Origin of the sequence: Microbacterium sp. 71-36 (genome assembly GCF_001898305.1) — a bacterium.
Taxonomy (GTDB): Bacteria; Actinomycetota; Actinomycetes; order Actinomycetales; family Microbacteriaceae; genus Microbacterium.
This window is the reverse complement of record NZ_MKTP01000002.1, coordinates 35,810-60,124: the sequence shown is the minus strand read 5'-3', so window position 1 is coordinate 60,124 and position 24,315 is coordinate 35,810. Positions and strand designations below refer to the sequence as shown.

Annotated in this window: 19 protein-coding genes and 1 riboswitch; of the genes, 10 read left to right on the top strand and 9 right to left on the bottom strand. The window is 70.7% G+C overall.

Going from position 1 to position 24,315, the window contains the following annotated elements; genetic code table 11:
• Positions 1 to 13: 13 nt before the first annotated feature.
• Positions 14 to 1,396, bottom strand: a complete 1,383-nt coding sequence (locus BGO45_RS08945) for an MFS transporter (RefSeq protein ID WP_292693086.1) — start codon at positions 1,394 to 1,396, stop codon at positions 14 to 16.
• Positions 1,397 to 1,514: 118 nt separating this feature from the next.
• Between BGO45_RS08945 and BGO45_RS08940 the strand changes: the two genes are divergently transcribed.
• The 6 genes from BGO45_RS08940 (at position 1,515) to BGO45_RS08915 (ending at position 8,094) form a co-directional block, all read left to right on the top strand.
• Positions 1,515 to 3,056 (top strand): fumarylacetoacetate hydrolase family protein, encoded by a 1,542-nt coding sequence (locus BGO45_RS08940; protein ID WP_292693083.1) that lies wholly within the window; start codon positions 1,515 to 1,517, stop codon positions 3,054 to 3,056.
• Positions 3,056 to 3,766: a GntR family transcriptional regulator gene (locus tag BGO45_RS08935; protein WP_076491106.1), complete on the top strand. Its 711-nt coding sequence runs from the start codon at positions 3,056 to 3,058 to the stop codon at positions 3,764 to 3,766. Before BGO45_RS08940 ends, BGO45_RS08935 begins: the two co-directional genes overlap by 1 nt.
• An 86-nt stretch (positions 3,767 to 3,852) precedes the next feature.
• Complete coding sequence (hpaE, locus tag BGO45_RS08930; RefSeq protein WP_292693080.1) at positions 3,853 to 5,367, top strand: 5-carboxymethyl-2-hydroxymuconate semialdehyde dehydrogenase; 1,515 nt, start codon at positions 3,853 to 3,855, stop codon at positions 5,365 to 5,367.
• A 1-nt stretch (position 5,368) separates the two neighbouring features.
• Positions 5,369 to 6,514 (top strand): 3,4-dihydroxyphenylacetate 2,3-dioxygenase, encoded by a 1,146-nt coding sequence (gene hpaD / locus BGO45_RS08925; protein WP_076491108.1) that lies wholly within the window; start codon positions 5,369 to 5,371, stop codon positions 6,512 to 6,514.
• Between the two features lie 9 nt (positions 6,515 to 6,523).
• The gene (locus BGO45_RS08920; RefSeq protein ID WP_292693076.1) at positions 6,524 to 7,309 is read left to right on the top strand and encodes a fumarylacetoacetate hydrolase family protein; all 786 of its coding nucleotides are present in this window, start codon (positions 6,524 to 6,526) and stop codon (positions 7,307 to 7,309) included.
• Complete coding sequence (locus BGO45_RS08915) at positions 7,294 to 8,094, top strand: aldolase/citrate lyase family protein (protein WP_292693075.1); 801 nt, start codon at positions 7,294 to 7,296, stop codon at positions 8,092 to 8,094. Before BGO45_RS08920 ends, BGO45_RS08915 begins: the two co-directional genes overlap by 16 nt.
• Positions 8,095 to 8,144: 50 nt before the next feature.
• Here BGO45_RS08915 and BGO45_RS08910 read toward each other — a convergent pair whose 3' ends face one another.
• The 3 genes from BGO45_RS08910 to glyA form a co-directional block, all read right to left on the bottom strand.
• Entirely contained in the window at positions 8,145 to 8,633 is a 489-nt protein-coding gene (locus tag BGO45_RS08910) for a cytochrome C5 (protein ID WP_292693073.1), read from the bottom strand.
• Between the two features lie 199 nt (positions 8,634 to 8,832).
• Entirely contained in the window at positions 8,833 to 9,717 is an 885-nt protein-coding gene (locus tag BGO45_RS08905; RefSeq protein ID WP_292693070.1) for a bifunctional methylenetetrahydrofolate dehydrogenase/methenyltetrahydrofolate cyclohydrolase, read from the bottom strand.
• Between the two features lie 182 nt (positions 9,718 to 9,899).
• Entirely contained in the window at positions 9,900 to 11,174 is a 1,275-nt protein-coding gene (gene glyA, locus BGO45_RS08900) for a serine hydroxymethyltransferase (RefSeq protein WP_292693068.1), read from the bottom strand.
• A 58-nt stretch (positions 11,175 to 11,232) separates the two neighbouring features.
• A riboswitch (ZMP/ZTP riboswitch) is annotated at positions 11,233 to 11,318 on the bottom strand.
• Positions 11,319 to 11,412: 94 nt separating this feature from the next.
• Here glyA and BGO45_RS08895 point away from each other — a divergent pair.
• The 3 genes from BGO45_RS08895 (at position 11,413) to BGO45_RS08885 (ending at position 14,660) form a co-directional block, all read left to right on the top strand.
• Positions 11,413 to 11,799, top strand: a complete 387-nt coding sequence (locus BGO45_RS08895) for a YrdB family protein (protein ID WP_083696525.1) — start codon at positions 11,413 to 11,415, stop codon at positions 11,797 to 11,799.
• Positions 11,796 to 13,160 carry an FAD-linked oxidase C-terminal domain-containing protein gene (locus BGO45_RS08890; RefSeq protein WP_292693063.1) on the top strand — a complete coding sequence of 455 codons (1,365 nt, stop codon included), beginning with the start codon at positions 11,796 to 11,798 and terminating at the stop codon, positions 13,158 to 13,160. The genes BGO45_RS08895 and BGO45_RS08890 overlap by 4 nt, the downstream gene beginning before the upstream one ends.
• A 99-nt stretch (positions 13,161 to 13,259) precedes the next feature.
• A complete protein-coding gene (locus tag BGO45_RS08885) occupies positions 13,260 to 14,660 on the top strand; it encodes a L,D-transpeptidase family protein (RefSeq protein WP_292693060.1) in 1,401 nt (466 codons plus the stop codon).
• 183 nt (positions 14,661 to 14,843) lie between these two features.
• On the opposite strand, the gene BGO45_RS08880 is transcribed toward BGO45_RS08885, so the two are convergent.
• Entirely contained in the window at positions 14,844 to 17,063 is a 2,220-nt protein-coding gene (locus BGO45_RS08880) for an NADP-dependent isocitrate dehydrogenase (RefSeq protein WP_292693058.1), read from the bottom strand.
• A gap of 242 nt (positions 17,064 to 17,305) precedes the next feature.
• On the opposite strand from BGO45_RS08880, the gene BGO45_RS08875 reads away from it, so the two are divergent.
• The gene (locus tag BGO45_RS08875) at positions 17,306 to 17,758 is read left to right on the top strand and encodes a GNAT family N-acetyltransferase (protein ID WP_076491118.1); all 453 of its coding nucleotides are present in this window, start codon (positions 17,306 to 17,308) and stop codon (positions 17,756 to 17,758) included.
• Between the two features lie 328 nt (positions 17,759 to 18,086).
• Here BGO45_RS08875 and BGO45_RS08870 read toward each other — a convergent pair whose 3' ends face one another.
• The 4 genes from BGO45_RS08870 to BGO45_RS08855 form a co-directional block, all read right to left on the bottom strand.
• On the bottom strand, positions 18,087 to 19,904 hold the full coding sequence (locus tag BGO45_RS08870) for an ABC transporter ATP-binding protein (protein WP_292693055.1): 1,818 nt from the start codon (positions 19,902 to 19,904) through the stop codon (positions 18,087 to 18,089).
• Positions 19,901 to 21,790, bottom strand: a complete 1,890-nt coding sequence (locus tag BGO45_RS08865; RefSeq protein ID WP_292693052.1) for an ABC transporter ATP-binding protein — start codon at positions 21,788 to 21,790, stop codon at positions 19,901 to 19,903. Before BGO45_RS08865 ends, BGO45_RS08870 begins: the two co-directional genes overlap by 4 nt.
• A gap of 391 nt (positions 21,791 to 22,181) precedes the next feature.
• Positions 22,182 to 22,679, bottom strand: a complete 498-nt coding sequence (locus tag BGO45_RS08860; protein ID WP_292693049.1) for a methylated-DNA--[protein]-cysteine S-methyltransferase — start codon at positions 22,677 to 22,679, stop codon at positions 22,182 to 22,184.
• Positions 22,676 to 24,193, bottom strand: coding sequence for an AlkA N-terminal domain-containing protein (locus BGO45_RS08855; RefSeq protein ID WP_292693046.1), 1,518 nt, complete (start codon positions 24,191 to 24,193; stop codon positions 22,676 to 22,678). Before BGO45_RS08855 ends, BGO45_RS08860 begins: the two co-directional genes overlap by 4 nt.
• Between the last annotated feature and the right edge of the window lie 122 nt (positions 24,194 to 24,315).

Below are 24,315 nucleotides of genomic sequence, written 5' to 3'. Positions count from 1 at the left end.
CCGATGAGACGGCTCAGGCCTTGGACATCCCGTAGACCGGACTCTCCTGCGGCTGCAGCTCGGCGTCGGGGCCGAGGGCGATCCCCCGGCGGTCGCGCAGCAGCAGGGTCGCGATGAGCCCGAGGGCCGCCATACCCACGAGGTACAGCGACACCGACCACGTGCTGCCGGTCGCCTGCACGAGCGCCGTGGCGATCGTGGGGGCGAACGCACCGCCGAGGATCGCGCCGATCGCGTACGAGATCGACACCCCCGAGAAGCGGACGGATGCCGGGAACAGCTCGGTGTAGAGCGCGGCCTGCGGGCCGTAGGTGAATCCGAGACCGACCGTGAGGATCAGCAGCCCGAGGAAGAGCAGGAAGATGTCGCCCGTGTTCACCAGCGGGAACAGCACCACCGCTCCGATCGCCAGCGCGATCCAGCCGAAGATGTACGTGTTGCGGCGCCCGATGATGTCGCTCAGCCACCCCGAGAGCCAGGTGAAGACGAGCCAGCCGACCGAGGCGCCGGTGACGGCGAGCAGCACGGGACCGCGCTCGAGGCCCAGGGGGCCGTCGGGGTTGGTCGCGTAGTTCTGGATGTAGCCGCCGGTCGACATGTAGCCGGCGGCGTTGTTGCCGGCGAAGACGAACGCGGCGATGATCACGAGCACCGCGTGCTTGCGGAACAGCTGGATGATCGGGGTCTTGGTCTCTTGGCGGCGCTCGGCGATCTCGAGGAAGACGGGGCTCTCTTCGACGCGCTTGCGGATGTAGTAGCCGACGAAGATCAGCACGACGCTGAAGAGGAACGGGATGCGCCATCCCCACTCGAGGAACTGGTCCCCGGGGGCGATCGTCGCCATGAGCGCCATCATGCCCGAGGCGAGCAGCAGACCGATCGGCACACCGATCTGCGGCGAGGCCCCGAACAGCCCGCGCTTCTTCTTGGGGGCGTGCTCGACGGCCATGAGCACCGCGCCGCCCCACTCGCCGCCCGCCGAGATCCCCTGCAGGATGCGCAGGACGATGAGCAGGATGGGTGCCGCGACACCGATCGCCGCGTACGTGGGGAGGACGCCGACGAGGGCCGTGGCGACACCCATCAGGATCAGCGTCCACATGAGGACCGTCTTGCGGCCGTACTTGTCGCCGAAGTGTCCGGCGAGGAATGCGCCGAGCGGCCGGAAGAGGAAGCTCAGCCCCACCGTCAGGAACGACAGGATCAGGGCGATGCCGGGACCGGCGGGCTGGAAGAACACCGTGGCGAACACGAGGCCGGCGGCCTGCGCGTAGATGAAGAAGTCGTACCACTCGACGGTGGTGCCGACCACGGTGGCGAAGACCACGCGGCGGCGGTCCGTCGAGGTGGAGATGGTACCGGTGGGCGTCAGGCCCGATGGTTGAGAGCGGGACATGGGGACTCCTTAGAGACGTCGTCGTCGTCACCTCGGTCGTCGTCGTCGGCGACGAGGCGCAGGTTGCTGGGGTGGTTCGTATCGTATACGATTTCAGATACGACGCAAGGGAGCATCCATGACCGACATCGACGACCGGTTCACCGTCCTCGGCGCGCGTCCCGGCAAGATCGTGGCCGTCCACCTCTCCTACATCTCTCGCGCCGACCAACGCGGCCGCCGCCCGGCGGCGCCGTCCTACTTCTTCAAGCCGTCCAGCTCGCTCGCCGCCTCGGGCGCCGAGATCGAGCGCCCCGCCGGCACCGAGCTCCTCGCCTTCGAGGGCGAGATCGCGCTGATCATCGGCGAGCCCGCGCGATGGGTGGCCCCGGATGCCGCGTGGACCCACGTGGCATCCCTCACCGCCGCGAACGACTTCGGCCTGTACGACCTGCGCGCGAACGACAAGGGCTCCAACGTCCGCTCCAAGGGCGGTGACGGGTATACGCCCCTCGGTCCCGCGCTCATCGACGCGCGGGCGGTGGACCCGGCCGCGCTGCGCCTGCGCACCTGGGTGAACGGCGAGGTCGTGCAGGACGACACCACCGCCGGCCTGCTCTTCCCGCTCGCGCAGATCGTCGCCGATCTGTCGCAGCACTTCACCCTCGAGACCGGCGACGTCATCCTCACCGGCACCCCCGCGGGCTCGTCGGTGGTCGTCCCCGGCGACCTCGTCGAGGTGCAGGTGGATGCCGGCTCGCTCTCGACCGGCCGGCTCCGCACCACGGTGGTCCAGGGCGGCCGGTCCTTCGACGGCGCGGTCGGCTCCCTCCCCTCGGCCGACGACACCCAGCGCGCCGAGGCCTGGGGCTCGGCCGAGGCCGCCGCCGCCGCGAGAACAGGCGGTCGTTCCGAAACAGGACGATCCGCCGGTGACTCTCCTGTTCTCACCGATTCTCCTGTCCTCCACGCCCCCGACACCCGGCCCGCCCTCACCCCCGAGCTCCGCTCGAAGCTCGCACGCGTCCCCGTCGCGGGGCTCAGCGGCCAGCTCCGCAAGCGCGGACTGAACGACGTCACGATCGACGGCGTCCACGCCCTCACCCCGGGCAGCCGCTTCGTCGGCACGGCCCGCACCCTCCGCTTCCTCCCCCACCGCGAAGACCTCTTCGCCGCGCGCGGCGGCGGCTACAACGCCCAGAAGCGCGCGTTCGACGCCGTCGAGGAGGGCGAGGTCCTCGTGATCGAGGCCCGCGGCGAGACCGGATCGGGCACCCTCGGCGACATCCTCGCGATCCGCGCCCACGCGCGCGGCGCCACCGCGATCGTCACCGACGGCGGCGTCCGGGATGCCGAGGCCGTCGCCGCCGTCGGCATCCCGGTGTTCACCGCAGGTCCCCACCCCGCGGTCCTCGGTCGCCGGCACGTGCCGTGGGAGACCGACGTCGCGATCGGCTGCGGGGGCACCACCGTCGAGCCCGGCGACATCCTCGTCGGCGACGGCGACGGCGTGATCGTCCTTCCGCCGGCGCTCGCCGAGGAAGTGGTCGACGCCGCGCTCGCCCAGGAGGAGGAGGATGCGTGGATCGCCGCACAGGTGGCATCCGGTCATCCCGTCGACGGGCTCTTCCCGATGAACGCCGAATGGCGCGCCCGCTACGAGAGCGAGAGGCGGAACTGATGGATGCCACGTCCCCCGCAACCGCGCACACCGGCGCCGAGAGCCGGAGCAAGTCGCAGCAGGCGTACCACTGGATCAAGCAGCGCATCGCGTCGCAGGAGTTCACGCCGGGCTACCGGCTCGTGCTCGGCACGATCGCGGGAGAGCTCGGTATGAGCGTCGTCCCGGTGCGCGAGGCGATCCGCCAGCTCGAGGCCGAGGGCCTGGTGATGTTCGAACGCAACGTCGGCGCGCGCGTGTCGATGGTCGACGACACCGCGTACCGCTTCAGCATGCAGTCGCTGAGCATCCTGGAGGGCGCCGCGACCGCCCTGTCGGCGCGCGCCCTCACCAGCGACGACGTGCGCCGCGCCCGCCAGGTGAACGAGCTGATGGTCGAGACGCTCGAGCACTTCGACCCGCGCGCCTTCACCGCTCTCAACCAGGAGTTCCACGCGATCCTGTTCGAGAAGTGCGCCAATCCGCGCATGCTCGAACTCGTCCAGGCCGAGTGGGCCCGACTCGGGCACCTGCGCGACTCGACGTTCAGCTTCGTCCCCGGTCGCGCCGCCGAGTCCGTGCGCGAGCACGAGAACATCCTCGTCCTCATCGAGCGGGGCGCCCCGCTCGCCGAGATCGAGAAGGCCTCGCGCCGCCACCGCTCCGCGACCCTCGACGCCTACATGACCCACGAGCACCCCGACGAAGTGCTCGGCCTCCCCGCTTTCTGACCCGGATGCCGTGACCGCGGGCGCCGCGACACCGCCGTCGCCGTCGCATCGCACCGGCATCCACCTCTTCCACCGAAGGAGTCCGCATGACCACCCCGCTCACCACCGCCCGCCGGGTCCCGGCCGATCTGCCGGAGCGCATCCAGCACTACATCGGCGGACGCTTCGTCGACTCGGTCGACGGCGATGCGTTCGACGTGCTCGACCCCGTGACCAACCAGACCTATCTGCGGGCCGCCGCGGGCAAGAAGGCCGACATCGACCTCGCCGTCGCCGCCGCCCGGAAGGCGTTCACCGAAGGCCCGTGGCCGCGGATGCTGCCGCGCGAGCGTTCGCGGGTGCTGCACCGCATCGCCGACATCGTGGAGTCGCGCGACGCGCGGCTGGCGGAGCTCGAGTCCTTCGACTCGGGGCTCCCGATCACGCAGGCGCTCGGTCAGGCCCGCCGCGCGGCCGAGAACTTCCGCTTCTTCGCCGACCTGATCGTGGCCCAGACCGACGACGCCTTCAAGGTGCCCGGTCGCCAACTGAACTACGTCAACCGCAAGCCGATCGGGGTCGCCGGGCTCATCACGCCGTGGAACACCCCCTTCATGCTCGAGTCGTGGAAGCTCGGCCCCGCGCTCGCCACCGGCAACACCGTGGTGCTCAAGCCCGCGGAGTTCACGCCCCTGTCGGCATCGCTCTGGGCCGGGATCTTCGAGGAGGCGGGGCTTCCCGAGGGCGTGTTCAACCTCGTCAACGGTCTCGGAGAGGATGCCGGCGACGCCCTCGTCAAGCACCCCGATGTTCCGCTGATCTCCTTCACGGGCGAGAGCTCGACGGGGCAGCTGATCTTCGCCAACTCGGCGCCCTTCCTGAAGGGCCTGTCGATGGAGCTGGGCGGCAAGAGCCCCGCGATCGTGTTCGCGGATGCCGACCTGGACGCCGCGATCGACGCCACCATCTTCGGGGTGTTCTCCCTCAACGGCGAGCGCTGCACCGCGGGCAGCCGCATCCTCGTCCAGCGCGAGGTGTACGACGAGTTCGTCGCGCGCTACGCCGCCCAGGCCGATCGTGTGAAGGTGGGCCTCCCCGACGACCCCGCGACCGAGGTGGGCGCACTCGTGCACCCCGAGCACTACGCCAAGGTCATGTCGTACGTCGAGCTGGGCAAGACCGAGGGACGCCTGGTCGCCGGCGGCGGCCGCCCCGAGGAGTTCCCGGAGGGGAACTTCGTCCGCCCCACGGTGTTCGCCGACGTCGCCCCCGACGCGCGGATCTTCCAGGAGGAGATCTTCGGCCCGGTCGTGGCGATCACCCCGTTCGACACCGATGAGGAAGCCCTGGCCCTCGCGAACAACACGAAGTACGGCCTGGCCGCCTACGTCTGGACCAACGACCTGAAGAGGGCGCACCTGTTCGCGCAGAACGTCGAGGCCGGCATGGTGTGGCTGAACTCCAACAACGTCCGCGACCTCCGCACCCCCTTCGGCGGCGTGAAGGCCTCGGGCCTCGGGCACGAGGGCGGCTACCGCTCGATCGACTTCTACACCGACCAGCAGGCCGTGCACATCACGCTCGGCCCGGCCCACAACCCCACCTTCGGCAAGGGAGCCTGAGATGACCGACCGCAGCCAGATGACCCGCACCTCCTCCGGGTTCTTCGTCTCGCAGGAGGCGCCGATCGAGTCGGACAACCCCATCCCCACCCCCTCGTCGCCGGCACCCGACATCCTGCGGTGCGCCTACATGGAGCTCGTCGTCACCGACCTCGCGGCATCCCGCGTCTTCTACGTCGACATCCTGGGCCTGCACATCACGGAGGAGGACGACGAGGCGATCTACCTCCGATCGACCGAGGAGTTCATCCACCACAACCTCGTGCTGCGCCAGGGTCCGGTCGCCGCGGTCGCGGCGTTCTCGTACCGCGTGCGCTCGGCCGACGACCTCGACAGAGCCGTCGCGTTCTACACCGAGCTCGGCTGCGACGTGCGCCGTGAGCCGAACGGCTTCACGAAGGGCATCGGCGACTCGGTGCGCGTGGTCGACCCCCTCGGCTTCCCGTACGAGTTCTTCTTCGACACCGAGCACCAGGAACGCCTCTCGTGGCGCTACGACCTGTACTCCCCCGGTGAGCTCGTGCGCCTCGACCACTTCAACCAGATCACCCCCGACGTGCCCCGCGCGGTGAACTTCATGCAGTCGCTCGGATTCCGCGTGACCGAGGACATCCAGGACGAGGACGGCATCGTCTACGCCGCGTGGATGCGCCGCAAGCCCACCGTGCACGACACGGCGATGACCGGCGGAGACGGCCCCCGCATGCACCACGTGTGCTTCGCGACGCACGAGAAGCACAACATCCTGGCGATCTGCGACAAGCTCGGCGCCCTCCGCCGATCGGATGCCATCGAGCGCGGCCCGGGCCGCCACGGCGTCTCGAACGCGTTCTACCTGTACCTGCGCGACCCGGACGGCCACCGCGTCGAGGTGTACACGCAGGATTACTACACCGGCGACCCCGACAACCCGGTGGTCACGTGGGACGTGCACGACAACCAGCGCCGCGACTGGTGGGGCAACCCCGTCGTGCCGTCCTGGTACACCGACGGCTCGCTCGTGCTCGACCTCGACGGCAACCCGCAGCCGGTGCGCGCCCGCACCGACGCGAGCGAGATGGCCGTGACGATCGGCGCCGACGGCTTCAGCTACACGCGCGCCCCGGAGGAGCGCGACGGCGAGTTCAAGCTGGGCAATCAGCTCTGAGGAGAACCCATGCTCACCGACGCACAGATCGACGCCATCGCGGCCGAGCTCGCCGCGGCCGACCGCGCGCACTCGGTCATTCCGCGGATCACCGCGCGGTACCCGGATGCCGTGGTCGAAGACTCCTACGCTATCCAGGGCCGCTGGCGCGACACGCAGATCGCGGCGGGTCGGACTCTCGTGGGCCGCAAGATCGGCCTGACGTCGAAGGCGATGCAGCAGGCGACCGGCATCACCGAACCCGACTATGGCGTCATGTTCGACGACACCGTCTACCGCTCGGGCGACGACATCCCGGTCGACCACTTCTCGAACGTCCGGATCGAGGTCGAACTCGCGTTCGTGCTGAGGACGCCGCTCGAAGGCCCCGGCTGCACGCTCGAGGACGCCCTCGCCGCGATCGACTATGCCGTGCCGGCGCTGGAGGTGCTGAACTCGCATATCGAGCTCGAGGGCCGCACGATCGTCGACACGATCAGCGACAACGCCGCCTACGGCGCGATGGTGCTCGGCGATGTGCACAAGCGCCCCGACGAGATCGACCTGCGGTGGGTGCCGGGCGTGCTCAGCCGCAACGGAGAGATCGAGGAGACCGGGGTCGCCGCGGGCGTCCTCGGCCATCCCGCGACCGGCGTCGCGTGGCTCGCGAACAAGTTCCACCAGCACGGCGCGCGCCTGGAGGCGGGCGAGATCATCCTGGCAGGATCGTTCACACGCCCGATGTGGGTGTCGCGCGGCGACGACGTGTCGTGCGACTTCGGACCGATGGGAACCATCACGTGTCGCTTCGTCTGACCCCCACCTTCCGCGCCGCGCTCGCGGCATCCGATCGCCCGCTCGCCGGGATGTGGGTGTGCTCGGCGAGCGCCACGGTCGCCGAGATCGCGGCGGGGTCGGGCCTGGACTGGCTGCTCATCGACATGGAGCATTCGGCCACGTCGCTCGACTCCGTGCTCGCGCAGGTGCAGGTCGCCGCGGCCTACCCCGTCACCCCGGTCGTGCGTGTGCCGTGGAACGACGCGGTCACGATCAAGCGCGTGCTCGACGTCGGCGCGCAGAACCTCATCGTGCCCATGATCTCCACGGCCGCGGAGGCCCGCGCCGCCGTCGCCGCGACCCGCTACCCGCCCGCGGGGATCAGGGGGGTCGGCAGCGCCCTGGCTCGGAGCGCCCGCTGGAACCGCGTCGACGGCTACCTCGCCACGGCCACGGAGCACGTCTCGCTGACGGTGCAGATCGAGACCGCGGCAGCGGTGGACGCCGCGGCCGAGATCGCGGCCGTCGAGGGGGTGGATGCCGTCTTCGTCGGCCCCTCCGATCTGTCGGCCTCGATGGGGCTGCTGGGGCAGCAGTCGCACCCCGACGTGGTGGCCGCCGTGCACCGCGTGTTCGAGGCGGCCCACGCCGCCGGTGTCGCGGTCGGGGTGAACGCGTTCGACCCGCTGGTGGCCGAGGCCTACCTGGACGCGGGCGCCGACTTCGTCGCGGTCGGCGCCGACGTCGCCCTCCTCGCCCGCGCGTCCGAAGCGCTGGCCGCGCGGTTCGTCCACCCTGGCGAGACCACCCGCGGAAGCTACTGACCGCACGCGAGAGGGGCCGGACGATCGCGTCCGGCCCCTCTCGTCACGAGTCAGTCCTCGTCGTCGTCCTCATCGTCCTCGTCGTCGTCGCCGACGATCTCGATGTCCTCGACCTCGAGCTCGGGCGTCAGCTGCACGTGCACCAGCGCGTCGGGGAACGCCGTCGCCCCGGCGAACACCACGATGATCGCGTCCGCGAAGACGCCGACGCCCACGGCCTCGAGATCGGTGCGCAGGTCGACATCAGCGGGGAGTTCGTCGTCCTCGAGCGCGTCCTCGATCTCGGTCGCGACCTCGTCGACGATCGCCCGCCAGCGGTCCTCGCCCACCGACAGGATGTCCGACAGCGACGTCATGATCGCGTCGACGTCGGGCTCGTCGACGTCGTCGATCTCGGGATCGAGGTCGACCTCCACCTCGACGCCCGCGGCATCCAGGTGGGCAAGACCCACGACGGTGTCCTCGTCGATGGTCGGCTCGTCGAGCAGGCCGCTGTCGGTGACGCGGCGGAGGAGATCGTTCAGCACGGACTCAGTCATGAATGAACTCTGACACGTCCGCGCGGTCGGCGCCTCCCCGTTGCGCCCGGCGCTCCGTCTGTTCAGCCGGCGTCGGGTGGTGGTTCACCGTCCGCGATCGTGCCGGGCTCCGGAGAACTCCGCTCGTTTCCCCCGCCAGAGCGGACCCACCACCCCGAGGACACCAGAACTCCGGAGCGCGGGACGCGGCGGCAGCGGATCACAGACCCGCGGCGCGCTCCGCGGCCTCGACGACGTTGGTCATCAGCAGCGCGACCGTCATGGGGCCCACCCCGCCCGGGTTCGGCGAGAGGAAGCCGGCGACCTCGGCGACGTCGGGGTGCACGTCACCGAAGACGCGGTTCTTGCCGGTCTCGGGGTCCGTTTCCCGCGTCACACCGACATCGAGCACCGCCGCTCCGGGCTTGACGTCCTCGGCGCGCACGATGTGCTTCACGCCGGCCGCGGCCACGATGACGTCGGCGTCGCGCAGGTGCTTCGCCAGGTCGACGGTGCCGGTGTGGGTGAGCGTCACCGTGGCGTTGATCTCGCGACGCGTGAGGAGCAGCCCGATCGAGCGGCCGATCGTGACGCCGCGCCCGACGACCACGACCTCCTTGCCCGTCAGGTCGTAGTCGTTGCGCAGCAGCAGCTCGATGACGCCGCGCGGCGTGCACGGCAGCGGCGTCGTGATGGGGGCGTTGACGTTGAGCACCAGACGCCCGAGGTTCGTGGGGTGGAGGCCGTCGGCATCCTTCGCCGGATCGATGCGCTCGAGGATCGCGTCGGTGTCGAGGTGCTTCGGCAGGGGCAGCTGCACGATGTACCCGTGGCACGCGGGGTCGGCGTTGAGGCCGTCGATGACCGCCTCGACCTCCTCCTGCGTGGACTCGGCGGGGAGCTCGACCTGGATCGAGTTCATGCCGATCGCCTCGGACTGCTTGTGCTTCATGCCCACGTACAGCTGCGAAGCCGGGTCGGCGCCGACGAGCACGGTGGCGATGCCGGGCACGATCCCGCGCTCGCGCAGGGCCGCGACCCGCTCGGCGAGCTCGGTCTTGATCGCCGCCGCAGCGGCCTTGCCGTCGAGAATCGTCGCCGTCATGGCATCCCTCGTTCTGTGATGTGGGTCGGTGCGGCGCCGAGGTGGGTCGGCGCCTCATTCCGATAAACGCGATCTACGACGAGAAACGACGTGGCAAGCCGTTTCTCGCCGCGAATCGCGTTTATCGCGGACGGAGCTCTCCGAGACGGGGCCGCGGCACGCGACCCCGTCTCGGCGGACGGTCACTGCCGCAGGTCGGGGTACAGCGGGAAAGCCGCCGTGAGCGCGGCCACGCGGGTGCGCAGCGCCTCGACGTCGGCGCCGGGGATCAGCGCGAGCGCGATGATGTCGGCGACCTCCGTGAACTCCGCGTCGCCGAAGCCGCGCGTCGCGAGGGCCGGGGTGCCGATGCGCAGACCCGACGTGACCATCGGCGGACGCGGGTCGTTGGGAACGGCGTTGCGGTTGACCGTGATGTGGATGTCGTGCAGCAGGTCTTCGGCCTGCTTGCCGTCGATCTCGGCTTCGCGGAGGTCGACGAGCACGAGGTGCACGTCGGTGCCGCCCGAGCGCACGGCGATGCCGGCGTTCTTGACGTCGTCCTGGGTGAGGCGGTCGGCGAGGATCGCCGCACCTCGGAGGGTGCGCTCCTGACGCTCCTTGAACTCGGGCGTCATCGCGAGCTTGAACGCCGTCGCCTTCGCCGCGATGACGTGCATGAGCGGGCCGCCCTGCTGGCCGGGGAAGACCGCGGTGTTGATCTTCTTGGCGATGTCGGCGTCGTTGGTCAGGATGAGACCCGAACGGGGGCCGCCGATCGTCTTGTGCACGGTGGTGGAGACGACGTGCGCGTGCGGGATCGGGCTCGGGTGGACGCCCGCGGCCACGAGACCGGCGAAGTGCGCCATGTCGACCCACAGCAGGGCGCCGACCTCGTCGGCGATCGCGCGGAACGCGGCGAAATCGAGCTGACGCGGGTACGCGGACCAGCCGGCGATGATGACCTTGGGCTTGTGCTCGAGAGCGAGGCGGCGCACCTCGTCCATGTCGATGATCGAGGTCTCGGGGTCGACGCCGTAGGCGACGATGTCGTAGAGACGGCCCGAGAAGTTGATCTTCATGCCGTGGGTGAGGTGACCGCCCTGGTCGAGGGCGAGGCCGAGCAGGGTGTCGCCGGGGCGGGCGATCGCGTGCAGGACGGCGGCGTTCGCCGACGCGCCCGAGTGCGGCTGGACGTTCGCGAACGCCGCGCCGAACAGCGCCTTGGCGCGCTCGATCGCGAGCTCCTCGGCGACGTCGACCTCTTCGCAGCCGCCGTAGTAGCGGCGACCCGGGTAGCCCTCGGCGTACTTGTTCGTCAGCACGGAACCCTGCGACTGCAGGACCGAGACGGGGACGAAGTTCTCGGACGCGATCATCTCGAGGTAACCGCGCTGGCGGTCGAGCTCGCGCTCGAGCACCTGGGCGATCTCGGGGTCGACCTCCGAGAGCGGGGCGTTGAAGTACGGATCGGTCATGCGATCTCCTTGACGATGGTTCCGGATGCCGCAGGCTCGGGCGAGTCCGCGGAGATACCGCACCGACCCAGGCGTGCGGTCGGATACCGTCAGGCGGTCGCTCCCCGGTGGTTCCCCACCTCAACGCCAGTCGCGACGCCCTCACCCTACCCGGTTTCCCCTGCGACGCGCCCGGGCGGGTCGCTCGTCCGCGAGGTATCCCGGATGCCGCCGCCCGCCACCCGCGTAAAATGGCGGCGTGACCGACACTCCCCACGTCCGCGCGCAGGCGCCCCTCGCCCCCGGCATGCGCCCGCGCCCGACGGCGGTCGAGATCGGCAGCGTCCTGTGCGGCATCGCCGCGTTCGTCACCCTGGCCATCTGGGGCTTCACCGGCTGGCCGTTCCCCTGGAACATCGTCGCCGGCATCGGCGCGCCGCTCCTGGCGATCCTGGTGTGGGCGCTGTTCGTCTCACCTCGCGCCGTGCTCGCCGTGCACCCGTTCGTCCGCGCGATCGTCGAACTGTTCGTGTACGCCGCTGCGACGATCGCCTGGTGGAGCATGGGCCAGGCCTGGATCGGACTGATCTTCGCGATCGTCGCCGTGACGTTCGGCGCGTTGAACGGCCGCCGGCGCCTGGCGTGAGCGCCGACGTCGTCGCGCTCCTCCGGGCCGAGCTCGGCGACCGCGTCGACGTCAGCCCCGCCGCGCTGACCGCGGCGCGCGCCGACAAGTCCGGGCACGCCGCGTCCGGCACTCCCCTCGCGGTCGTGCACGCGGCCTCCGTCGCCGATGTCCAGGCGGTCCTCCGGATCGCGACGGCGACCCGCACCCCCGTGGTGCCCCGCGGCGCGGGCACGGGTCTGGCCGGGGGCGCCAACACCGGCGGCGGCGAGATCTCGCTGTCGCTGCGCGCCATGGATCGGGTCCTCGAGGTCCGCCCCGACGACCTGCTCGCGGTGGTGGAGCCCGGCATCCTGAACGCGGACCTCAACGCGCTGCTCGAGCCCCACGGGGTGTGGTGGGCGCCCGATCCCGCGAGCCGCGCGATCTCGACCGTGGGCGGCAACATCGCGACCGGCGCCGGCGGACTGCTGTGCGCGAAGTACGGCGTGGTGCGCGACGCGGTGCTCGGCGTCGACCTGGTGCGGGCCGACGGCAGCCTCCTCCATCTCGGCCACCGCAGCGTCAAGGGCGTCACCGGACTCGACCTGACCTCGCTCGTCATCGGGTCCGAGGGGATCCTGGGCGTCGTCGTCGGCGCCACCCTGAAGCTGCGACGCCTCGTCGCCGGGGAACGCGTGACCCTCACGGCGCTGTTCGACGGCGTCCGGTCCGCGGCGGTGGCGTCGGCCGCGGTGACCGCATCCGGTATCCAGCCCGCGATCATGGAGCTGATGGATGCCACGAGCCTCGCGGCCGTGCACCGTCTGCTGTCGCTCGCCGCACCGCCGGCGGGCGCGGCGCAACTCACGATCCAGACGGACGGACCGGCCGCGGCGGACGAGGCCCACGCCATCGCGGAGATCCTGCGCGGAGCCGGCGGCCGCGTCGCCGTGGCCGCCGACGACGTCGAGGGAGAGGCGTTGCTCGCGGTGCGCCGCGCCCTCCACCCCGCGATGGAGACCCTCGGCACCACGCTCATCGAGGACGTGTCGGTGCCGCGGAGCGCCCTTCCCGCCATGTTCGACGAGATCGCCCGGATCGAACGTGCGTACGCGCTGGTGATCCCGACCGTTGCGCACGCCGGTGACGGCAACCTCCATCCGAACTTTGTCTTCGAGGGCCCCGACGTTCCCGAGATCGTCTGGTCCGCAGCCGAAGACCTGTTCCGCGCCGCCCTCGCTCTGGGCGGAACCCTCACCGGGGAGCACGGGATCGGGGTGTTGAAGCGGCGCTGGCTCGCCGACGAGCTCGGCGACGACCAGTGGCGTCTGCAACGCGACATCGCGCGCGTCTTCGATCCGCTCGGCATCCTCAACCCGGGCAAGGTCTTCGCGGCCTGACGCCCGCCCCCGGCGTGACCAGAACGTGACAAACCTCACGGCTGGGATGAAGGGCGCCCGCCTACCATGGAAAGACTGACTTTCCCGGGGGGTTCACTCATGACCGACGGCGCGAACGGCACCGACGGCGTCACCTACGCCTGGGCTCCGCCCGAGCCCGCCAAGCGGAAGAACCGCTCGGGATTGTGGATCGGCATTCCCGCGGGCGCGACCGCGGTCGCCCTCATCGCGGCCTCGCTCGTGCTCATCGCACCCGGCGCCTCGGTGGCCGGTGTGCAGATCGGCGGCCTCACCGCGGGAGCCGCGGCACAGGCGATCTCGGCCCGTCTCTCGACGACCGAGGTGACCGTGGAGAGCCCCGCGGGCGAGGTGACCGTCACCGGCGCCGATCTCGGCGCGACCGTCGACGCCACGGCGATCGCCGAGAAGGCCTTCGCCGACAACCCGATGTGGAAACCGTCGGCGTGGTTCCCCGCGGGCACCGGTGTCGAGGTCCAGGTCGACCCCGCTGCCGCCGCGGCGATGCTGCGCGACAAGGCCCCGGGCACCTACCGCGCCCCCGTCGACGCGACCGTCGCCTTCGACTCCGTCTCGCAGTCCTATGTATCGACTCCCGCCGAGGCCGGTGAGGGCATCGACGTCGCGGCCGTCACCGAGGCGCTCCAGTCCGCGTTCGACGCCGGCGCTTCGACCACGTCGGTGAAGGCCGGGCTCGTGCCGGTCGACGCCGCCGTGAGCACGGAGAAGGCCGACACCGCCGTGACGGCCCTCAACGGCATCCTCGACACGATCGGCTTCTACATCGGCGACGAGCGCACGGTGCCCGTCGACCGTGCGACCGCCGCGTCGTGGCTCACCGTCACCTCCGACGGCAAGGGCGACTTCCCGCTCACCGCCGATCAGGCCGGCATCCAGAAGGTGGTCGACGGGCTCGCGGGCCAGATCGACCGCGGCGCCGTCAACGCCGACGTCATCGTCGACACCGGCGGCGAGGTGATCAAGACCCTGACCGAGGGGCAGACCGGCCGCACGCTGGGCGACACCTCGGGTATCGCCGCCGCCTTCGCCGCGCAGCTGGCCCAGGCCAACGGGAAGTTCGCCCTGACCGTCGCCGAGACGCCCTTCGAGACGACCAAGACCGAGCGCCGCATCGACGTCAACCTGAGCACGCAGACGACGACGCTCTACCAGAACGGGCAGGTGTACCGCACGTACACGATCTCGTCGGGCGCCGGCGATCACGCCACCCACACCGGTAACTTCCGCATCGGCTGGAAGACCGAGATGCAGAACATGGGTTGCGTCCCCGGATACGACTACTGCACCAAGGACGTGCCCTGGGTGTCGTACTTCAACGGTGACGAGGGCTTCCACGGCACCTACTGGCACAACAACTTCGGCACCCCGATGAGCCACGGCTGCATCAACATGACCATTCCGCAGGCCAAAGAGCTGTACGACTGGGCCTACCGCGGCACCGAGGTGTCGGTGCACTACTGAGCCACCCACGAAGGGGCCGGATGCCATGGCATCCGGCCCCTTCGTCGTCTCTGCGACGGCGATCGGCGCAACTCCGGCGTCGTGCACCGCTGAGGCGCCGGGCGCCGGTCCCGCAGGAGCTGTGCGCGCAGAAGAAGAGAGGGGCGGATGCCGTGTGGCATCCGCCCCTCTCGGGTCGGTCGATCAGCGCAGGGCGTCGACGATCCCGTTCAGCGTCGCCGAGGGACGCATGACCTTCTCGACCAGCGCGGAGTCGGGGCGGTAGTAGCCGCCGATGTCGGCCGGGTGGCCCTGCACGGCGAGGAGTTCCTCGACGATGGTGGACTCGTTCGCGGCGAGGGCCTCGGCCACCGGCGCGAAGACCGCGGCGAGGTCGGCATCCGTCGTCTGCTGCGCCAGCTCCTGCGCCCAGTACAGGGCGAGGTAGAAGTGGCTGCCACGGTTGTCGATCGTGCCGAGCGCGCGGCCGGGCGACTTGTCGTTCTCGAGGAACGTGCCGGTCGCGGCGTCCAGCGTGTCGGCCAGCACCTGCGCGCGGGCGTTGCCGGTGAAGCCGGCGTAGTGCTCGAGCGAAGCGGCGAGGGCGAAGAACTCGCCCAGCGAGTCCCAGCGCAGGTAGTCCTCTTCGAGGAGCTGCTGCACGTGCTTGGGGGCGGAGCCGCCGGCACCCGTCTCGAACAGTCCACCGCCGGCGAGCAGCGGCACGATCGAGAGCATCTTGGCGCTCGTGCCGACCTCGAGGATCGGGAACAGGTCGGTGAGGTAGTCGCGCAGCACGTTGCCGGTCACCGAGATGGTGTCGAGGCCGTGACGCAGACGCGCGAGCGTGTAGCGCGTGGCCTCGGCCGGAGGCAGGATCAGGAGCTCGAGGCCGTGGGTGTCGATCGTGGCCAGCGCCTGGTAGACCTTCGCGATGATCTGCGCGTCGTGGGCGCGGTTCACGTCGAGCCAGAACACGGCCGGGACGCCCGTGGCGCGGGCGCGACGCACGGCGAGGTTCACCCAGTCGACGATCGCGACGTACTTCGTCTGCGTCGCGCGCCAGATGTCACCGGGCTGCACGTCGTGCTCGATGACGACGTTGCCGTCGCCGTCGACGACCTCGACGCGGCCGGCCGCGGCGATCTCGAACGTCTTGTCGTGGCTGCCGTACTCCTCGGCCGCCTGCGCCATGAGGCCGACGTTCGGGACGGTGCCGATGGTCGCGGGGTTGAGGGGACCGTTGGCGATCACGTCGTCGATCACGGCCTGGTACACCCCGGCGTACGAGGAGTCGGGGATCACGGCGAGCGTGTCGTCCTCTCCCCCGTCGACGCCCCAGAGCTTGCCGCCGTTGCGGATGAGCGCGGGCATCGAGGCATCCACGATCACGTCGGAGGGGACGTGCAGGTTCGTGATGCCCTTGTCGGAGTTGACGTACGACACGCGCGCGGCGGTGTCGACGGCCTTCTCGAACGCCGCGGCGATCTCGTCGCCGCCCTCGACCGAGCCGAGGCCCGACAGGATGCCGCCGAGGCCGTTGTTCGGGTTCAGACCCGCCGCCGCGATCTTGTCGCCGTACTGCGCGAACACATCGGCGAAGTACGCCTTCACGACGTGGCCGAAGATGATCGGGTCGCTGACCTTCATCATCGTGGCCTTGAGGTGCACCGAGAACAGCACGTCATCGGCCTTGGCCTGCGCGACGGTCTCGGCGAGGAACGCGTCGAGGGCAGCGGCCGAGAGGAAGGTGGCATCCACGATCTCGCGCGGCAGGACCTTCAGGTTGTCCTTGAAGACCGTGACCGTGCCGTCTTCGGCGGTGTGCCGGATGGTGAGCACGTCGTCATGGGCGGCGACCCACGACTTCTCGTTGCTCTTGAAGTCGTCGTGGCCCATGGTCGCGACGCGCGTCTTCGAGCCGTCGGCGAACGGCTTGTTGCGGTGCGGGTGCTTCTTGGCGTAGTTCTTCACCGCGAGCGGGGCACGTCGGTCGCTGTTGCCCTCGCGGAGCACCGGGTTCACCGCGGAGCCCTTGATGCGGTCGTAGCGCGCCCGCACGTCCTTGTCTTCGACGCTCGTCGCGTCGTCGGGGTAGTCGGGGATGTCGTAGCCCTGGGCCTGCAGCTCGGCGATCGCGGCCTTGAGCTGCGGGACGGACGCCGAGATGTTGGGCAGCTTGATGATGTTCGCCTCGGGGAGCGTCGCGAGACCGCCGAGCTCGGCGAGGGCGTCGCCCACGTGCTGCTCGGGGGTGAGACGCTGCGGGAAGGCGGCGAGGATGCGGCCGGCGAGCGAGATGTCGCGGGTCTCGACGTGGACACCCGCCTGCGTCGTGACGGCCTGCACGATGGGCAGGAACGACGCCGTAGCAAGCGCCGGCGCCTCGTCGGTGTACGTGTAGATGATGGTGGAATCGGGCACGTCGAATCTCTCCGTAGAGGCGGCCAGGGTTGCTGTTCAGCCTATCGCACCGACGCAAAGTCTCTTGATATCGAGATAGTTCGCGGCCCGCGGGTCCGCGTTCCGCACACCGATAAACGCCATCGGCGACGAGACACGGCGGGACGTGGCGTTTCTGGTCGCGGATCGCGTTTATCGAGTGGTCGCCGACGCGACGGCATCCGGAATGTTGCGAGTATCGGCGGGGCGGATAGCCTGGGCGCATGGCCGACCTTCGTCTCGTCGAACTCTCCGCCGCCACGATCGTGGCGGTGAACAACCTGTCGCTGAAGCCCGGGCAGGAGCAGTTCCTCGCTCCGGTCAGCTACGGCATCGCCGCCACGGTGATGGATCCGCAGACCTCGTGGCAGCGCGTCGTGCTCGACGGCGACGAAGTGGTCGGCTTCGTGAGCGCGAACTTCGACCCCGAGGCGCACGAGGAGCACTTCCGCTCGGTGCTGTGGCGCATCAACGTCGACGCCGACGACCAGGGCCGCGGCGTCGGCCGGTTCGCGCTGGGGCAGCTCCTCGACGAGGCACGTCGCCGCGGCATGGACCACGTCGATGTCATCTACGAACCCGGCGTCGGCGGTCCCGAGGCCTTCTTCCTCCGCGCCGGCTTCGAGCCCGTCGGAGAGACCGAGTACGGCGAGACCGTCGCCCGCGTCCGCGTCTGAGGGCGATATCGCCCGATTGACGGGTGATTCGGAGCGACGCCCTTCCCGCTGATCGCCACCCTTCTCGCCGCGAAGTGGAGGGGAGGCGGCCCCGGCCGATCGTCACGGCTGGAACTCGCCCGGCGGGTCCGCCTCCCCTCGACGCGCGGCCCGAGCGCGTCGGACTGGCCTTCGGGTCGACCAGCCCGCCCAACGTATACATGCCGCGCCGGGTGCCGTCAGTCGAATCACCCGTGCGCCCCGCACAGTCACCCGTCCGCTCGGCACGCCGCGCAGAAGAAGCGGAGGGATGCCACGACCCCGAGGCCGTGGCATCCCTCCCGCTCGGTCAGACGAGCGACTGCCGCCACGACGCGTGCAACTGCGCGAACTTGCCCGTTCCGGCGATGAGCGCCTCCGGGCTGTCGTCCTCGATGATGCGCCCGTGCTCCATGACGAGTACGCGATCGGCGATCGCCACCGTCGACAGGCGGTGGGCGATGATGATCGCCGTGCGGTCGGCGAGCAGCGTCTGCAGGGCGTCCTGGATGAGCCGCTCGCTGGGGATGTCGAGCGACGCGGTCGCCTCGTCGAGGATCAGCACCGCGGGGTCGGCGAGGAACGCACGCGCGAACGAGATCAGCTGTCGCTGACCCGCCGACACACGCCCGCCGCGCTTGTTGACGTCGGTCTCGTACCCGTCGGGCAGCTTCTCGATGAAGCCGTCGGCGCCCACGGCCCGCGCGGCCGCGCGGATCTCGTCCATCGTCGCGTCGGGCTTGCCGAGGGCGATGTTGTCGGCCACCGTCCCGCTGAACAGGTACGCCTCCTGCGTCACCATGACGATCGCGCGCCGCAGATCCTTGGGGTGCAGGCGCCGCAGGTCGACGTCGTCGAGCGTCACGGCGCCCTTGCTCGGGTCGTAGAACCGCGAGATGAGCTTCGCGAGCGTCGTCTTGCCCGCGCCCGTCGTCCCCACGAGCGCGATCGTCTGCCCCGCCGGGATGTCGAGCGAGAAGTGCGGCAGGATGACGCGCCCCTCGGAGTATCCGAAGGTCACCTCGTCGAAGCGCACGTGCCCGCGGGCACTCCACAGGTCGACGGGGTCGACCGGGTCGGGGACCGTGGGCTCCTCCTCCAGGACACCGGACACCTTCTCGAGCGCCGCCGTCGCCGACTGGTACGAGTTCAGGAAGAACGCGACCTCCTGCAGCGGGGCGAAGAAGTTCCGGACGTACAGCACCGCCGCCGCCAGCACACCGATCTCCAGCGCACCGCCGATCACGCGGCCGCCGCCCCACAGCAGCACGAGGGCGACCGAGACGGATGCCACGGCCATCAACGCCGGCTCGAACGTTCCGAACAGCCGGATCGAGCGCATGTTGACGTCGCGGTACTGGCCGGCGAGGTCACCGAACTCCTCGTCGTTGCGGGGCTCCTTCCGGAACGCCTTCACCGCGCGGATGCCGGTCATGGTCTCGACGAACTTCACGATCACCTGCGCGCTGACGACGCGCGACTCCCGGTACACGACCTGCGAACGGCGGTAGAACCACCGCATCAGCAGGTACAGCGGGATGCCCATCACCGTCAGCACGAGACCCGACTGCCAGTCGAGGAGATACAGCGCCGCGAGCGTGAACAACCCGTACAGCACCCCCGACACGAGCTCGTTGAGCCCACCGTCGAGGAGCTCGCGGATCGTGTCGAGGTCGCTCGTCTGGCGCGAGATGATGCGGCCGGACGTGTACGACTCGTGGAACTCCAGGCTCAGGCGCTGGGTGTGGAGGAAGATGCGCTTGCGCAGATCGAGCATGATCGCCTGCGTCAACCGCGCCGCCACCACGACGTACCAGCCGATCAGCACCGCCCCGCCGATGCCGGCGGTGAGGTAGATCGCGACGACGAGGATGGTCGGCATCCAGTCGTTGTTCTGGATCACCGCGGGCAGCGCGGTGTCGATGCCGATCGCGATCAGCGCGGGCCCGGCGACGCGCAGCGCCGTCGAGACCACGAGCACGGCCGCGGCCAGGACGAGCCGCCAGCGCAGCGGCGACACGAGCGAGCCGAGGAGCCGCAGCGAACGCCGGCGGATCGCGCGGCTCTCTTCGCGCGTGTAGTCCGAGCGGTCCTCGCCGCTCGTCCCGGTGACGGTGGTCGCGCTCATCGGGTCGCCTCCTTCGCGGGCTGGGTTTCGTCGGTGGATGCCTCGGCACTCGCGCCGGAGCGGATCACGGGGATCGCACCGGTCTGCGCCTCGCGCTCGGCCTCCGCCTCTTCCAGGCTCGAGATGACGTGCCGGTACGCCTCGCTCTCGCGCAGCAGGTCGGAGTGGGTACCGACCGCGGTGATGCGGCCGTCCTGCAGCAGGGCGACCCGGTCGGCGAGCGTCACCGTCGACGGGCGGTGCGCGACGACGAGCGCGGTGGTCTCGCTCAGCACCTCGCGCAGCGCGTCCTCCACGAGGGCCTCGGTGTCGACGTCCAGCGCGGACAGCGGGTCGTCGAGCACGAGCACGGCGGGCCGCGCCGCGACCGCACGCGCGAGCGCGAGTCGCTGACGCTGTCCGCCGGACAGGCTCAGCCCCTCCTCGCCGATCACGGTGTCGAGCCCGTCGGGGAGGTCGTGGACGAAGTGCGCCTGCGCGACCTGCAGCGCCTCGGTGAGCACCGCTTCGGCTTCGGGCGACCCCGGTTCGAGGTCTTCCCGGCCGAGCAGGACGTTGGCACGGACGGTCTGCGAGAACAGCGTGGCATCCTCGAAGGCCATGCCGACGTGGCGCCGCAGCTCCGACAAGCGCAGGTCGCGCACATCGACGCCGTCGAGCAGCACGCGGCCGCCGGTGACGTCGTACAGGCGTCCGGGCAGGGTCGTCAGCGTGGTCTTGCCCGAACCGGTCAGACCCACGAGAGCCATCGTCTCCCCCGGCCGCAGCGTCAGGTCGACGCCGTCGAGGAGGTCGGGCTCGGAGTCCGCGGCATCCTGGTACCGGAAGTGCACGCCCTCGAGCACGAGCTCACCGCGGGGCACCGAGATCGTGCGGGGTTCGGCCGGGTCGACGATCGTGTTCTGCTCGTCGAACACTTCGAAGATGCGGTCGGTCGCGGTGCGCGCGTCAAGCAGGAACGAGAAGAGGAAGCCGATCGATTCCATCGGCCAGCGCAGCACGGTGGCCATCGCGAAGAACGCCACGAGCTCGGCGACCTGCAGCTGGCCGAGCTGCGTGAGCACGATGCCCGCGCCCAGGCACACCGCGAACGCGATGTCGGGGAGCAGCACGAGCCAGAACCAGATCCAGCCGACGGCGCGCGCCTTGCCGAGCTCGGTCTCGCGGAGGGACTCGGCCTGCCGCGTGAACTTCTGCAGCGCGTGCTTGCCGCGCCCGAAGGCTTTGAGGACGCGGATGCCGTGCACGCTCTCCTCGACGGAGGTCGCCAGGTCTCCCGCCTGGTCCTGGCTCTGCCGGGTGAGGGCGCCGTAGCGCTTCTCGAAGCGGTAACCGGCGTACCAGAGGGGCGCGGAGGCGACGAGGAACAGCGTCCCGAGCAGCCAGTGCCAGCGGAACAGCAGCACCGCACCGATCGCGATCGTGAGGATGTTGACGATCAGCAGGATGAGACCGAACGCGAGCCAGCGGCGCAGCATGCTGATGTCCTGCATCATGCGCGAGAGCAGCTGACCCGACTGCCAGCGATCGTGGAACGCGACCGGAAGGCGCTGCAGGCGGGAGTAGAACGACTGGCGCAGGTCGTACTCGACGCGGGTCGCGGGCGCCAGGACGAACCAGCGCCGCAACCACACCATGCCCGCCTCGGCGAGCCCCAGGGCGAGGATGAGGACGGCACCCCACGCCAGTTGGGCCGGGTCGCCCGAGCCGATGGGACCGGCGACGATCTGCTCGAGCACGAGCGGGATGGCGAGCGCGAGGACGCTCGCGCCGAGAGCGCTGACGGCACCGAGCACGAGCCGGGGAAGCACGGGCCGCGCGATGGGCAGAAGCCGCGCGAGGGAACGGAGCGTCGACAGCTGAGGGCGGTTTTCTGCGGTGGTCATGATCCTCGTGGGGTCGAAGCGACGCGCCGGAGTGTGGCGCGGGAAGGGGGGATGCCAGGGGGTCCGGTGGAGAGCCACCGGAACGTGCGACGCGGGAGCGGTCGGAGCGCTACGGGCGACGCGCGAGGCGCGCGGCGACGGAGAAGGCGGCACGCACGACGGGGAAGTCGATCTGGTCCATGGCATCCTCCTCGGTCGGTGCACAGCCGCCGGGGGCGCGGCAGCTTTTCAGGATATGCCCGCGAGTCGACCGGGGGCAAGGATGGATTCGGTAGGGGCGGCGGGCACCGCGCGCGCCGCGCAACCTCGGCGATCTGCGCAAACTCAGCGGCATCCGCCCGATCCGGCTGAAGATGCGCGAATCGCTGAGCGTGCGCCGCGCGAGAGCGGGTCAGGCCGCGGCTTCGCGCTCCAGCAACCGGCGCTTCACATCGACGCCCCACGCGAAGCCGCCCATCGTGCCGTCGCCGCGCAGCACGCGGTGGCACGGGACGAACAGCGCCGGAGCGTTCCGGGCGCAGATGGATGCCGCCGCCCGCACCGCCGCGGGAGACCCCAGAGCGGTCGCGAACCCGGTGTAGGTGAGCGGCTCCCCCGGGCGGATGGTCCGCAGAGCCGCCCATCCGCGCTGCTGCAGCGGCGTGCCGAACTGCACGACCTCGACGTCGTCGATCGCGGCGAGGTCGCCGTCGTAGTACGCCGCGACGGCGGCGGCAGCCCCCGTCTCGCCCGGCATGACCTCCGCAGGGCGGTGGGCCGGGCGGAGCCGCGCGAGCACGGCATCCACCTGATCGGTCCATCCGGCGACGAGCACGCGGTCGGTGTCGTCGGCGAGGATCGCGAAGGGGCCGTCGGGGGTGTCGACGAACTGAAGGGTCGCGGTGGTCACGGGGCGGGCTCGCTTTCGGTCGAGGGGGTCGGGGTGCGCCACGCCCGCGTCACGGGGGCGGCGTACCAGTAGTGGGCCATGGCGTAGCTGCGCCAGGGAGCCGCGCGCTCGGACCACCGAGTGAACCCCGCGGGATCGGACGGCAGCCCCAACGCGGCGGCACCGGCGCGCGCGGCGACGTCGCCGGGGAGCAGGACGTCGGGGTCGCCGAGCACGCGCATCCGCACGTAGTCGGCGGTCCACGGTCCGATCCCGCGCATCGCCAGCAGCCGCGCGCGTTGCTCGACGCCGTCGTCGCCCGGTCCGAGCGACAACGAGCCGTCGGCGAGGGCCGCGGCGGCCTCGACGATCGCGCGGCGGCGTGCTTCGGGTCCGCGGAGCACGTCGAAGCCGCGCTCGGCGATGACCGCGGGATCGGGGAAGAGCGTCAGCGGGATGCCGCCGACGTCGGTGCGCTCACCGAGCTCGGCCGACAGTCGTCCTTGCATGGTGCGCGCCGAGGCCACGCTGATCTGCTGCCCGATCATCGCGCGCAGCAGCATCTCGGCGGCATCCATCGCCCCCGGCACCCGCACCCCCGGGATCGCGGCGACCGCCGGGGCGAGCTCGGGATGCCGGACGAGCGCCTCGTCGACCGCGAGCGGGTCGGCGTCGAGGTCGAACAGACGCCGGACGCGCGCGATCAGGGTGCCGAGGTCGGCGAGGGCCGTGAGGCGCGCGCGCAGGCGTAGACGCGAATCGGCATCGCGGCGCACTTCGAACCACGCCGGTCCGCCCGGCATCCGGATGACGCGCGCGAAGGACGTGTCGCCGCCGACCTCGACACCGGGGATCGCGTGCGCACGCATCCAGCCGAGGAGCCCGACCGTGTCGATGGGGCCGCGGGCGGGGAGTGCGAGATCGATCTCGCCGACCGGGACGGCACCCGCGGCGCGCGACCTCCGTGCGCGCAGCGCCGTCGGCGACATCCCGAAGACCTCACCGATCGTCTCGGTGAACTGCCGCACGCTCGAGAAGCCGGCCGAGAACGCGACATCGGATGCCGAGAGGTCGGTGCCCACGAGCAGCGCGCGGGCCGTGTGGGCGCGTTGCGCCCGCGCGAGGGCGAGGGGACCTGCGCCGAGTTCGGCCGTGAGCAGTCGCCCGAGGTGACGGGAGGAGTACCCGAGCCGCCGGGCCAGGCCCGGCACGCCCTCGCGGTCGACGACGCCGTCGGCGATGAGGCGCATCGCGCGGGCGGCGACATCGCCGCGGACGTCCCACGCCGGGGACCCCGGCGCGGCCTCGGGCAGGCAGCGCTTGCATGCGCGGTAGCCCGCCTCGTGCGCCGCCGCCGACGTGGCGTAGAACGTCACGTTCGCCTCTTTCGGCGTGCGCGCGGGACAGCTCGGACGGCAGTAGATCCCGGTCGAGCGCACCGCCGTGACGAACTGCCCGTCGAAGCGCCGATCGCGCGACTGGATCACGCGATAGCGCTCGTCGAAGCCCCGAGCGACGGCGGCGTTGAGGGTCATGGCATCCACCCTGCCATCGACCACCGACATGCACCGGCGGAAATCGGACACGAGGGTGGGGCGGCGCCGCGACCTCGGGCGCGGGCGTGGCGCCCGCGGAGGTTCGGTGTCCAAGACACGCG